This window comes from Actinomadura coerulea (genome assembly GCF_014208105.1).
Classification (GTDB): Bacteria; Actinomycetota; Actinomycetes; order Streptosporangiales; family Streptosporangiaceae; genus Spirillospora; species Spirillospora coerulea.
This window is the reverse complement of sequence record NZ_JACHMQ010000001.1, coordinates 7,863,620-7,876,689: the sequence shown is the minus strand read 5'-3', so window position 1 is coordinate 7,876,689 and position 13,070 is coordinate 7,863,620. Positions and strand designations below refer to the sequence as shown.

Annotated in this window: 9 protein-coding genes; 2 read left to right on the top strand and 7 right to left on the bottom strand. The window is 75.7% G+C overall.

Annotated elements, in window-relative coordinates:
* The first annotated feature begins 104 nt into the window (after positions 1–104).
* Both BKA00_RS36575 and BKA00_RS36570 read left to right on the top strand, forming a co-directional pair.
* On the top strand, positions 105–1,028 hold the full coding sequence (locus BKA00_RS36575; protein ID WP_185032901.1) for a MerR family transcriptional regulator: 924 nt from the start codon (positions 105–107) through the stop codon (positions 1,026–1,028).
* A 184-nt stretch (positions 1,029–1,212) separates the two neighbouring features.
* Positions 1,213–2,733 (top strand): AMP-binding protein, encoded by a 1,521-nt coding sequence (locus BKA00_RS36570; protein ID WP_230299238.1) that lies wholly within the window; start codon positions 1,213–1,215, stop codon positions 2,731–2,733.
* Between the two features lie 54 nt (positions 2,734–2,787).
* On the opposite strand, the gene BKA00_RS36565 is transcribed toward BKA00_RS36570, so the two are convergent.
* The 7 genes from BKA00_RS36565 to BKA00_RS36535 form a co-directional block, all read right to left on the bottom strand.
* A complete protein-coding gene (locus BKA00_RS36565; RefSeq protein WP_185032899.1) occupies positions 2,788–3,096 on the bottom strand; it encodes a hypothetical protein in 309 nt (102 codons plus the stop codon).
* Positions 3,097–3,152: 56 nt separating this feature from the next.
* Positions 3,153–3,932 carry a class I SAM-dependent methyltransferase gene (locus BKA00_RS36560; RefSeq protein ID WP_185032897.1) on the bottom strand — a complete coding sequence of 260 codons (780 nt, stop codon included), beginning with the start codon at positions 3,930–3,932 and terminating at the stop codon, positions 3,153–3,155.
* 73 nt (positions 3,933–4,005) lie between these two features.
* Positions 4,006–7,446, bottom strand: a complete 3,441-nt coding sequence (locus BKA00_RS36555; RefSeq protein ID WP_185032895.1) for an ATP-dependent helicase — start codon at positions 7,444–7,446, stop codon at positions 4,006–4,008.
* Between the two features lie 19 nt (positions 7,447–7,465).
* Complete coding sequence (locus BKA00_RS36550) at positions 7,466–10,615, bottom strand: UvrD-helicase domain-containing protein (protein ID WP_230299239.1); 3,150 nt, start codon at positions 10,613–10,615, stop codon at positions 7,466–7,468.
* A 105-nt stretch (positions 10,616–10,720) separates the two neighbouring features.
* A complete protein-coding gene (locus BKA00_RS36545; RefSeq protein ID WP_185032891.1) occupies positions 10,721–11,023 on the bottom strand; it encodes an MGMT family protein in 303 nt (100 codons plus the stop codon).
* Positions 11,024–11,027: 4 nt separating this feature from the next.
* Positions 11,028–12,308, bottom strand: coding sequence for a S8 family serine peptidase (locus BKA00_RS36540; protein ID WP_230299240.1), 1,281 nt, complete (start codon positions 12,306–12,308; stop codon positions 11,028–11,030).
* Positions 12,302–13,054 (bottom strand): hypothetical protein, encoded by a 753-nt coding sequence (locus BKA00_RS36535; protein ID WP_185032887.1) that lies wholly within the window; start codon positions 13,052–13,054, stop codon positions 12,302–12,304. The genes BKA00_RS36540 and BKA00_RS36535 overlap by 7 nt, the downstream gene beginning before the upstream one ends.
* Positions 13,055–13,070 lie beyond the last annotated feature (16 nt).

The following is a 13,070-nucleotide window of genomic DNA, read 5'->3' as shown; positions in this document are numbered from 1 at the left end:
CACCTTCGCCACCGCCGACCCCGGCGGCAACGCCGACGCCTCCCACCGCTTCAACCCGGCCGTGGCCTTGAATCTCCCCTGAGGGGAGATGCCAGGGTGGGCCCATGGACGGGGAGGCGACCTACTCCATCGGCGAACTCGCCCGCAGCGCCGGGGTCACGGTGAAGGCCGTGCGGTTCTACACCGAGCGCGGGATCGTCCCGGCGCGCCGGACCGCGGCGGGGCACCGGCGGTACGGGCCCGACGCCGTGGCCCGGCTGGGCCTGGTGCGGACGCTGCGCGAGCTGGGGATCGACCTGGCCACCGTCCAGAAGATCGTCGAACGCGAGGTGCCGGCCGCCGACGCGGCCGCCGCCCACGCCGAGGCCGTCGCCGTCCAGATGCGGACGCTGCGGCTGCGGCACGCGGTGCTGACCGTCGCCGCCCGGCGCGGCAGCGACCCCGAGGAGATGGAACTGATGCACCGGCTCGCCCGCCTGTCCGCCGCCGAACGCGACGACCTCGTCGCCGACTTCCTCGGCAGCTCCTTCGGCTCCCCCGACACGGGGCCGATGTCCCGCGTCCTGCACCGGTCCCTGGCCCCCGAACTTCCCGACGACCCCACGTCCGAGCAACTGGCGGCCTGGGTGGAGCTGGCCGAACTCTCGCGCGACCCCGGCTTCCGCTCCCTGATGCGGGGCCTGTTCGACGACCACGCCACCGAAGCCGCCCGCCGCACAGGCCCACCCCGCAAGCACGCCGTGGCCCGGGTCGCCGAGACCGTCCGGCCCCTCCTCGCCGCGGGAGTCGCCCCCGGCTCACCCCAGGGGTCGCGAGCCGTCGCCGAAGTCGTCGCCGCCTACGCCGAGTTCCAGGACCAGCCCGACACCCCCGCCCTGCGCGCCCGCCTGGCGGCCTACCTCGCGGCCGCCAACGACCCCCGCCGCGAGCGCTACCTGCACCTCCTGTCGATCGTCAACGACTGGTCCCCGCCCGGCCACCCCCGCCGCGAACTCGACTGGTTCCTCTCGGCCCTCACCGCCTCCTGACCGGCGCCGCCGCGCGGCACACTCGACCTTGGCCGTTGCGAGAGGGTGCCTTTGCTCGGCCGAGAGCCGGGTATGCCCGGTGGCGGAGTCGGTTCGGCGGAGGAGTGGCGTGCTGTTGCTCGGGCGGGTTCGTTGTGCTGCGGAGGCTGGAGTCAAGGCGGCTCGGGCGGTCAGGGACGCCGGGGTGGTGCGGCCCGTCCGGCCCGACCGGGCGGCGCGGCTGCTGTTCCCCTACGCGCGGTACGGGCCCGTTCCCGCGACGCTCGGCGCGATGGCCGCGCTGCGGTTCCCCGACCGGACGGCCCTGATCGACGAGCGCGGGGCGCTGACCTACGCGGAGCTCGAACGGCGGGCGGCGTCGCTGGCCACGGCGCTCGGCGGCCGCATGGGCGACGGGAAGGTCGGAGTCCTGTGCCGCAACCACCGGGGGTTCGTCGAGACGGTTCTGGCGGCGTCGCGGCTCGGCAACGACGTCGTGCTGCTGAACGCCGACTTCTCCGGCAGGCAGCTCGGGCAGGTCGTCGAGCGCGAGGAGATCGGGCTGCTCGTCCACGACGAGGAGTTCGGGCCGGCCGTCGAGGAGTCGGGGTTCGGCGGGGAACGGGTGGTCGCGTGGGCCGACGGCGGCGGGACGGTCGACGCGCTGATCGCGGAGACCCGCCCCGAGCCCGTCAGGCCCGGACGGGTGAGCCGGGTCGTCCTGATGACGTCCGGGACGACCGGCACGCCCAAGGGGGCGCGGCACGACCTGTCCGCCGCGTCGCTGCTGCCCGCGGCCCTGAGCCACCTGATGCGCGTTCCCGTCCGGTCGGGTGCGCCGATCGTCATCGGGCCGCCGCTCTTCCATCTGCTCGGCTTCGCCTACACGACGGTCGGGCTCGCCATGGGGATGCCGCTCGTCCTGTCCCGCCGCTTCGATCCCCGGCAGGTGCTGGAGACGATCGCGGACTGCCGGGCGGAGGCGCTCGTGGCGGTGCCGGTGATGCTCCAGCGGATCCTGGACGTGGAGGGCGCGCCGCCGACGCCGGCACTGCGGGCGGTCGTGTGCGGCGGGGCGGCCCTGCATCCGCACCTGTCGGAGGCGTTCATGGACGCGTTCGGCGACGTGCTCGTCAACGTGTACGGCGCGACGGAGACCGGGTGGGCCACGATCGCCACGCCCGAGGACCTGCGGGCCGCGCCCGGCACGGTCGGCAGGCCGTCCTTCCGGCTCACGATCAAGGTGCTCGGGGAGGACGGGCGGGAGCTGCCCGCGGGCGAGACCGGGGAGGTCCACACCGGCGGCGGCCTGCGGTTCGCCGGGTACACCGGGGGCGGCGGCAAGCGGGTGCGGAACGGCCTGACCGGCACCGGCGACCTCGGGCACTTCGACGCGGCGGGGCGGCTGTTCATCGACGGCCGCGCCGACGACATGATCGTCTCGGGTGGGGAGAACGTGTTCCCCGGCGAGGTGGAGAACCTGCTCGGCGGCCACCCGGACGTCGCGGAGGCGTCGGTGACGGGGGTGGACGACGAGAGGTTCGGGCAGCGGCTCGCCGCGCACGTCGTCAGGAACGAGGGCGCGGCGGTCACCGAGGACGAGCTCAAGGAGTACGTGCGCGCGCACCTGGCCCGGTACAAGGTCCCGCGGGAGATCCGGTTCGTCCGGGAACTGCCGCGCACCAGCACCGGAAAGGTCAGACGGCCGGCCGCCGACGACCGATGAGGGAAACGCCCGGGCCCAGGGCCGCGAGGTCCCGGGCGTGCCCCGTCCCGAGGGTCAGGCGGCGCCGGCGCTCCGCTTGGCGGCCATGCAGATGCGGGCGAGGTCGTTGAGGGCGTCGGCGCGGCGCTCGTCCAGCGTCCGGCGGTCACCCGGCCCGGCCTCGGCGAGGGTGTCGATGACCAGGGAGAACACCGGCCACTCGGCGGGCCCGATGGCGCCCTGGAAGTCGACGCCGTCCTCAAGGTCGTCCAGGTCGAGGTTGCGGGCGAAGGTGGCGAGGGCGGCCTCGGCCGCGACCACGCCGATGCGCATCGCCAGCGCGGCGGGCTCGCGGTCGAGAGGGCGCACGGTGCTAGAACCCATGTTCGACAACATAGACCACACGCGTCACACGCGTCGAACGTTTGCTCGAAAAACGTTCATCCGGCGATGGCCTGCTGGAACAGGTAGGAATGCGTGAAGTGCAGGACGCCGTCGACCATGCTCGGGCGCATGCCGGTGGCGGGTCCGCCCGCCAGCTCGTCCCGCAGCTCACTCCTGATCCGCTCCGCGGTGTCGGAGGGCGTGTGCGAGAACTCCAGCCACGGGTCCAGCGGACGGGTGTGGTCGAACCGGTCGGCGCGCTTGACCTCCGCGCCCGCCGCCGCGGTGAGCTCGGCGATCCGCGCCTCGGTGAGGGCCTCCCCGTGCGAGGGGTCGCGGAGGCGCTCGATGCGGTCGGGGTCCCCGTCCAGGCCCTCGGGCCGGACCAGGTCGGCGATGATCAGCGCGGCGCCGGGGCGGCTGACCCGGGCCATCTCCCGCACGACCGCCTCGGGGTCGGCGACCTGGTGCAGCGAGAAGCGGGTGACGACGAGGGTGAACGACCGGTCGAGGTAGGGCAGGGCGGTGGCGTCGCCGTGCGCGAAGGTGATGTTGGTGAGGCCGGCGTGGTCGGCGTCGCGCTTGCCCTCGGCGAGCATCGCGGGCGTGAGGTCGAGCGCCGTCACGTGCCGGACGCGGCGGGCGATCGCGCGCGCCACCATCCCGGTGCCCGCGGCGACCTCCAGCACGACGTCCTCCAGGTCGAGCTCGGGGTCCATGAACCGGACGAGCCGGTCCAGATGGCGGGTGAAGGCCGCGTTCAGCCTCGGGTCGGAGAACCCGGCCGCCTGCTTGGAGAACTCCCGTACCACCTTCTCGTCACGGGTCACCGACACGTCGCCTCCTCGGATGGTTGCCCGGATCATCCCCGAAACCACGCACGGTGAACAGGGGGCGGCGGCGAAACCCTCAGGCGGCCGGGACGCCGTCCAGCAGCGCCGCGAGCCCGGCGGCGTCGAGCAGGTCCGCCGGACGGACGGTGACCTCGGCGGAGACGTAGTGGAACGCGGCGCTGACCCGCTCGACCCCCACCCCGGCGAGCTCGGCCCACGCCAGCCGGTACGCGGCGAGCTGGACCGCGGCGAACCGGGCCTCGTCCCCGCGCGGCGGGGAGCCGGTCTTCCAGTCGACGACCTCGTACCCGCCGTCCCGGGACCGGAACACGGCGTCCATCCGGCCCCGGACCAGCCGGTCGCCGATGATCGTCTCGAACGGCACCTCGATGTCGAGCGGCTCGCGCGCCGCCCACTCCGACCGCTCGAAGCGCTCGCGCAGCGTCGCCAGGTGCGCGTCGTCGGCGGCGCCCTCGTCGGCGGCGCCGGGCAGCTCGTCGGGGTCGAGGAGGCGCTGCTGCCCCCAGCGGCCCTCCAGCCAGGCGTGGAACGCGGTGCCGCGCCGCGCGTAGGGGGCCGGCGGGCGCGGCATGGGGCGGCGGATCTGCCGCGCGAGCGCCGCCGGGTCGCGGGCCAGCGACACCAGCGACGACACCGACAGGTGCGCGGGCAGCTCGACGAGCAGGCCGTCGCCGCCCCGCCCCCGGTCGCGCTCGGCGAGCAGCAGCTCGACGTCGCGCGCCCACGCCGTCATGCGCCCCCGGTCGGCGTCGGACAGGCCGGCGTCGCCGGCCCAGTGGCGGGTGCGCCCGGCCATCTCGTCCTCGACCATGCGGGCCGCCTCCACGACCGCCTCGTAGCGCGCCCGCGCCGTCAGGTCGGACCTGCCGCGCTCGCCCGGCGCGGCGGGCCACTGCGCCTCGTCCGGGTCGGCGAGCAGCGGGTTGGGGGCGCCCTCCTCCGGCGGGTCGGCCCACACGGCGACGGACCCGGCCCCGGCGAGGCACACCGCCCGCACCTCCTCCAGGAACGGCGACGGGCCGAGCGGGCGGCCCGAGGACCCCCACCAGTAGCCGGTGGTGATCAGCAGGCCGGACGCGCGGGTGACCGCGACGTAGGCGAGCCGCCGCTCCTCCCGCAGGTCGCGTTCGAGGCACGCCTGGTCGAAGGCGGCGAGGTCGTCCTTCTCCAGCCCGGTGAGCGCGGGCAGGTCGGCCCGGTCGCCGCGCAGCATGAACGGCAGGACGCGGGGGTTCGCCGTCCAGCGGGTGGCGTTCTGCGGCGGCGAAGGGAAGATCGATCCCTTGGCGGGGGATCCGTTCTTCTGCGGCGTGTACGCCAGGCCGGGGACGACGACGACCGGCCATTCCAGGCCCTTGGAGGCGTGCACGGTGAGGAGCTTGACGCTGTCGGTCTCGCCGACCCGCCCGGCCTCCAGCCCGAACTCCTCGCTCTCGGCGGCCTTGAGGTAGGCGAGGAACGCGCCGAGCGTCGGATCCTCGGCGTCGCCCGCGAACGTGGCGGCGGCGTCGATGAACGCGTCGAGGTCGGCGCGGGCGGTGACGGGGTCGAGGCCGGACCGCGCCGCGACCTCGATGTCGAGGCCGAGCGCCCGCTCGACCTCGTTGACCAGGTCGGGCAAAGGCAGCCCGACCTGGCCGCGCAGGACGCGCAGCTCGTCGCGCAGACGGCGCAGGCGCCCGTACCCCTCGGGCGAGAACGCGTCGGGCGGGCCGAGGTCGTCGAGCGCGTCGACGAGGCTGCCGGCCTCCTGGTTCAGCTCGCTGACGAGCTGCCGCAGGGGGTCGTCACCGGTGTCCCCCTCGCCCCCCTCACCAGGCGCGATGACGGAGTCCGGCGGCGCGCCCGAAGAGGCGCCGGCCCCTTCGCCCGGCGCGGCGCCGGGCTCCTCCTCGGGTGCGGCGGCGGAGGCGGGTTCGGGGCGGGTGATGTCGCGGGCCGCCTCCTGGGCCAGGGCGCGGGCGCGGCGGCCGAGGGCCACGAGGTCGCGGGGGCCGAGGCGCCAGCGCGGCCCGGTGAGCAGCCGGGCGAGGGACGCGCCGGCGGTCGGGTCGTGCATGACGCGCAGCGTGGCGACGACGTCCTGCACCTCCGGGACGGTGAGCAGGCCGCCGAGCCCGACCACCTCGACGGGGATCCCGCGCGCCTCCAGGGCCCGCCTGATCAGCGGGAACTGGGACCGCTTCCGGGCGAGGACGGCGACGTCGGAGTAGCGGAGCGGCTCGGTCTGGGGGCCGCCGTCCGGGGCGGTGGCGGGGTCGGCGGCCATGAGCCCGGCGACGCGCGCGGCGATGCGGTCGGCCTCGTCCTCGACGGTGGGGAAGAGCGCGCATTCGACGCGGCCGCGCCCTTCGCGCCCGGCGCCCGGGACGAGGCGGGGCACGGCCTTCGTCTCGGCGCGCAGCTCCTCCTGCACCCTGGCCGCCGCCTCCAGGATCTGCTCGCCGTTGCGGAACGAGCGGCTGAGCTGGACGACCGGGGCCGCCACGGGACGCCCGCCGGGGGCCGCCGCCGGCTGCGAGGGGAAGTCGTAGGCGAACCGCAGCAGGTTCCCGGCGCTCGCGCCGCGCCACCCGTAGATGGACTGGCACGGGTCGCCGACGGCCGTCACGGGGTGCCCGCCCGCGAACAGCGACGTGAGCAGGACGAGCTGCGCCTGGCTGGTGTCCTGGTACTCGTCGAGCAGGACGACGGAGAACCGGGACCGCTCGATCATCCCGACCTCGGGGTGCTTGTAGGCGATGCGGGCCGCCAGGGCCATCTGGTCGCCGTGGTCGATGACCTCGCGGTCGGCCTTGGCGCGCCCGTACGCCTCGATGAGCGGCATGAGCTGCTCGCGGACGGCCTGCTTGGCGAGGATGTCGCGCTGCGCCTTGAGCGGCTTCCTCACCACGGCGAACCGCTCGTCGAGCCACGCGCCGACCTTGCGGACGTCCTCGGCCGTGCGCAGGTGCTCCGACAGGTCGCCGGACAGTTCCATGACGGCCTTGGTGACGGTGTCGGGCTGCCAGTCGATCTGGTCCATGGGGCCGTGGTAGGCGTCGACCACCCGGGAGCAGATCTGCCAGGCGACGGCCGGGGATATCAGCCGCATCGTGGGTTCGAGCGCCTCGCGCAAGGCGTGGTCGCCGAAGAGGCGCGCCGCGTACGAGTGGTACGTGGACACCATCGGCTCGCCGTCGAACAGGGCCTCGCCGCCCAGCCGCTCCAGCTCGTCGCCCGGCAGGACCTCGCGGAGCCTGTCGAGCCGCTTGCGCACGCGCACGCCGAGCTCGGCGGCGGCCTTGCGGGTGAAGGTGAGCCCGAGGACGCGCTCCGGCCGGACGAAGCCGTTCGCGACCAGCCACACCACCCGCGCGGCCATCGTCTCGCTCTTGCCCGACCCGGCGCCGGCGATCACCGCCATCGGCGCCATCGGCGCCTCGATCACCCGGGCCTGCTCCTCCGTCGGCGCCGGGATCTCCAGCAGCCGGGCCAGCTCTCCCGGCGTGATCACCTCGCTCCCCCCGAGCTAGTCAGTCACCCACCTGCCCGCCCTCGTCATGGACGGGGCAGCAGGAGCGTACGGGACAGGTGCGACACTTGTCGTTCGCCCTGGCCTGGAAGACGTCGCCGGCCATCCCCGTGGCGACGATCTCGACGAGCTTCTTCGGCCACTCGGGGTCGGCGTCCTCGGCGGGCGGGGGCTGCTCCTGCTCGCGCGCCTTCGCCGTGAACGCCGCCTTGCCGACCTGGATCAGCTTCGCGCCGCCCGGCTCGATCAGCCCGTGCCGCTCGAACGCGCCGAGCATCACCGCGTACTGGTACACGCCGAGCTGGGGGTGCCGGGCCAGGTCGTCCTTCGGGACGGCGGTGGTGGAGGTCTTGATGTCGATGATGACCGCGCGGCCCTGCTCGTCGCGCTCGGCGCGGTCGATGCGGCCCTTGATGACGACGCGGCCGAGGTCGACCTTGAACGACTCCTCCAGCGCGACGACCTCGTTGGGGTTGTCGCGGTGCCAGGCGAGGAACCTGTCGACCATCTTCGCGGCCTGCTCGCGCTGCTTCTCCGAGTACCACGAGCTGCGGAACTCCAGGTCCTTCCAGATCTCGTCGAGCCGCCGCGCGACGTGCACCTCGTCGACGCCGTCGTCCGCGCCCGCCATCTCGGCGACGGCGTGGACGACCTTGCCCATGGTGCTGTACTCGTTGGGCCCGCCCTCCTGGGCGCCGACCGCCGAGGCGAGCAGCCAGCGCAGCCCGCACGTGGTGAACGCCTCGACCTGGGACGGCGAGATCGTGATGGGCTCGTCCTCGGCGAACGCCGGCCCGCCGTCGGACAGCGCGGTGATCGCGTACCAGTTCTCCGGCCGCGCGCCGCGCACGCCCGCGCGCGCCAGGCGGGCCAGGTGCCCGGCCGCCGCGCGCCGCAGCGGTTCCGGGCGGGACGGGTCGCCGACGGCGGAGCGCAGGTCGGCCACCAGCGCCGACAGCGACAGCCAGCGGGTCTTCTCGTCCAGCTGGGACTGCTCGATCGCGCCGGGGAGCAGCTCGTTCAGGAAGCGGGACGGCCGCTCCTCGGTGTCGTCGCCGCCGACCGCCGTCACCACGAGCCGCCTGCGCGCCCGCGTGACCGCCACGTAGAACAGCCGCCGCTCCTCGTCGAGCATCTTGGCGGCCATCGAGGCGCCGGCGGCGGCGTCCCCGTCGGGCTCGGCCCCGGCCGCGTGCTCGATCAGCTCCTCGACGCCGAGCAGCGACCCGCGCAGCCGGACGTCGGGCCACACGCCCTCCTGGACGCCGGCGACGACGACCACGTCCCACTCCAGGCCCTTGGAGCGGTGCGCGGTGAGGATCCGGACCGCCTCGCCCTCGGGCGCCTGCTCGGCCAGCGTGTCCCCGGCGATCTCCTGGGACGCGATGTTGTCGACGAACAGCTCGGGCCCCGCCTGGGGCAGCCGGTCCACGAACCGCGCGGCATGGTCGAACAGCGCCACCACGGCGTCGAGGTCGCGGTCGGCCGCCGCGCCGCGCGTCCCGCCCTTGACGCTCTGCTCCAGCAGCGCGTCGGCCTGGCCGCTCTCCTGCCAGACGGCCCACAGCACGTCCTCGGCGGTGCCGCCGTCGTGCACGCTGCGCCGCGCCACCTCGATCAGGTTCGCGATCCGCTCCGCCGGCGCGCGGACCCTCTCGTGGACCAGCACCAGCTCGCGGGGGTCGTTCACCGCCGCGACGAGCAGGTCGCCCAGCGGGCGCTGCCCGCCCGACAGCTCCTCCAGGTCGCGCAGAGCGCGCTTGAGTCGGCGCATGGCGAGCGCGTCGGCGCCGCCGAGCGGCCCGGTCAGGAGGTCTTCGGCGACGACCTCGTCCAGGAAGCCCTTCTTCAACGCCGCCCGCAGCAGGACGAGGAACGGGCGGACGGCGGGCTCCCCCACCAGCGGCACCTCGTCACCCGCGACGACCACCGGCACACCGGCCTGGGCGAGCGCCCTCCGCAGCACCGGGACCTGCCGCACGGCGCTGCGCACCAGGACGGCCATCCGCGACCACGGCACGCCGTCGAGCAGGTGGGCGCGGCGCAGCTCGTCGGCCACCAGCGCGGACTCCTGGCTCTCGGAGTCGGCGATGACCGCGCGCACCTCCCCCTCGTCCAGCTCCTCGACCGGCCGCAGCGCGCGGTGCTCGGCCGCGCCCGCCGACCCGGCGGGCAACCGCCGCGCGATGCGGCGCGAGGCGGTGAGGATCTCGGGCCCCATCCGGCGGCACGTCCGCAGCGCCACCACGGGCGCCGGGTCGCCGCCGAGGGTGCGGAAGCGGTCCGGGAACTCCTGGATGCCGCGCACGTCGGCGCCCCGGAACCCGTAGATCGACTGGTCCGGGTCGCCGACCACGACCAGGTCGCGCCCCTCGCCCGCGAGGTGGTGCAGGAGGGCCTCCTGCGCGGGGTCGGTGTCCTGGTACTCGTCCACGAACACGGCGTCGTAGGCGTCGCGCTCCCGGATCCGCACCTCCTCGTCCGCGAGCATGCCCGCGGCCATGTGGATCAGCTCGCCGTAGTCGTAGGTGGGGACGGGGTCGAGCAGGAACCGGTCGACGTACCGCTCCATGAACCCGCCGATGGCGGCCCAGTCGTCGCGGCCCCTCACGCGCCCGAGGGCGGCGAGGTCCTCGGCCGCGTACTGCCGCTCGACCGCGCGCAGGGCGAAGTCGCGCAGCTCCTCGGCGAACCCGCGCGTCGCCAGCGCGGCCCTCAGCCGCTCCGGCCAGTCGCGGGCGCCGTCCGCGAGCTCGCCCTCCAGCAGCCGCCGCACCTCCAGCAGCTGCTCCGGCCCGGACAGCAGCCGGGGGGGCGGTTCCTCGTTCAGCACGGCGTCCCGCCGGATCAGGGCGTACGCGTAGCTGTGGAAGGTGAGCGCCAACGGCGTCCGCGTGGTCCGGTTCAGGCGGCCGGTGATGCGCTCCCGCAGCTCCCCCGCCGCCTTGCGGCTGAACGTCAGGACGAGGACGCGCTCGGGGTCGACGCCGCGGTTCTCGACGCGGTCGACGACCGCCTCGACGATCGTCGTCGTCTTCCCGGTGCCCGGCCCCGCCAGCACCAGCATCGGCCCGCCGGCATGCTCGACCACCCGCCGCTGCTGCTCGTCGAGCAGGGGCGGGCCGCTCCGCGCGGGACCCGCGCGTCGCACGAGACGGTAGGAAGCTGACGGCACAACAGTTCATTGGAACAGATCACAGGGACCGTTCTGACCACAACGCACGCATGTCGCGGGAGAGAAACGCGACAGGCGGTCCTACCCCACCCACCTGGCGCGGGCCATGTCCACGCGGCGGCCGTCCCGGTGCAGAGGGGTCCCCTCGGCGCGGTAGTTCTCGTGGGCCCGGATCTCGTGGCCGCTCGGCGGGCTCCCGTCCGCGCGGATCACCCGCCACCACGGGACGGCGCCGCCGTACAGCGACATCACGCGCCCGACCTGCCGCGGCCCGCCGCGCCCGACCAGCTCGGCGACGTCCCCGTAGGACAGGACGCGGCCCGGCGGGATGCGCTCCACCGCGTCCAGCACCGCCTCGGCGTACTCGTCAGGTTCGGACCACATCCGCTCATTCTCCCGGATCGCGGCCCCCGCGCAGCAGGACGGCGGAGCCCGCCAGGCCGAGCAGGGACAGCGCGCAGATCAGCAGGCAGGCGAGGACGAGCCCGCCGGAGCGGTGCACGACCTGGACCGGCCGGACCGGGCCGGTCGCGAACCGCTTCCCCGCGGGCAGGCCCGCGCCGCCCGTCCGGGCGCCCGCCAGGGTGTCGGACGCGGCGAGCGCGGCGGCGGCGTCCACCCGCCCGAACCCGACGCCCCGGTCGTAGCCGCGGGCCGGGCGGTTCCCGGTGCTCGCCACGATGGCCTGCGTGACCAGCGCGGGGGCGAGGCCGCGGTGGCGCGCCCGGATGAGCGCGGCGACGCCGGAGACGAACGCGGTCGCCGGGCTCGTGCCGTCCCCGATCCAGTACCGGCCGTCCGGGCCGGCGCCGATGATCTGCACGCCGGGCGCGGAGACGACGACGCCGGAGTTGCGGTTGGAGAACCCGGCGTGCCGCCCCCGCGCGTCCACCGCGGCCACGGAGATCACACCGGGGAACGACGCCGGGTAGAAGTACCGGGTGGGCGCGCCGTCCCCGGGCCGGCGGGCGCCGCGCGCGGGGGCGGGCCGGCTCCCCGCGCCGCGCGGATCGTCCTCGGCTCCGCTGTTGCCGGCGGCCGCGACCACGACCACGTTCCGGCTGATCGCGTAGGCGACGGCGTCGCGCTCGCGCGGCGTGGGGTAGGAGCGGCCGAGCGACAGGCTGACCACGTCGGCGCCGTGGTCGACGGCGTACCGGATGCCCCGGGCGATCGTCCCCGTGTAGCGCCCGCCGCCGGTGAACTCCGCGAAGCCCGGCTCGTCGCGTTCCAGGATCACCCGCACGGACAGCAGGCGCGCCTCGGGCGCCACGCCGACGACCCCCTCGGTTCCGCCGGGGCCGTGCCCGTGCCCGGCGATGATCGACGCCATGTTGGTGCCGTGCAGCCGCTTCGGCGCGACGCCGGGCGGGTTCGCACCGCGCGTGTAGTCGGGCCCGGCGGTGACGGAGCCGGCGAGGTCGGCCTGGTCCCCGTCCACGCCCGAGTCGAGGACGGCGACGGTGACGCCGCCGCCCTTGGACATCGTCCAGGCGCGCGGCACGCCCAGCGACTCGAGGACGGGGGTGACCGCGTCCCGCACCGGGTCGGCGGCGAGGTTCGGCGGCGCGGCGGCGAGGTTCGGCGGCGCGGCGGCGCGGGCCGGCGGCGCGGCGGGGGCCGCGGCCAGGGCCAGCGCTGCGGCCGCCGCGGCGGCCCGCCTCAGCACCGCCATTCCCGGGTGCCGCAGCTGACCGCCGCGGGTGCGGTCAGGGGCCGCAGGACGCCCTGGACGAGCTGCGGCGCCAGCTCGGCCGCGTCGGCCAGGGAACCGCGCATCGCGGGACGCCCGTCGGCGTAGCCGGCCGTCGCCGCGACCACGTACGGGCCGCGCTGCGCGGCGGTGGACGCCTGCCGGGCGGCGTCGCCGAACCGGGCGGCCACCGAACCGGCGAGCGGCAGCGCGCGCAGCCCCGGCCCCGGCCTTCCGGAGGGGAAGAAGGCGACGGCCTCGCGCGCGGTCCGCTCGTCCGGGAACACCACGACGCCGACCGTGACCGCGAGCCCCTGCGCCTGGTCGAGGTAGGTGGCGCGCAGCGCGGCGCGGCAGCCGCGGGCCGTCAGGGTCCGGGCGAACGCGTCGTCCACGGCCGTCTCGCAGCGGGTGTCGGGGCCGATCCCCACCCGGCGGGCCGTCTCGGCGGACGCCTGGCCGAGCCGGTAGGGCAGGCCCGCGGGGAAGATCCGCCCCGCGGGCCAGGTCCGGTAGCGGCCGGCCGGCTCCGCCGCCGCGGCCTGCGCGCGCTCGGCCGGGGTGGGGGCGCGGGTCAGCTCGGCGGTCAGCCGGACCCCGGCGACGACGAGGACGGTCGCGCACGCCGGCGCGGCCACCAGCGCGGCCGTCCTGCGGGAGACCCGCCGTCCGGCGCCCGGTTCCGGCTCGCCGTCCGGGGCGGAGATCTCGGCGCGCGACACCAGCGGAGCGTAGCCC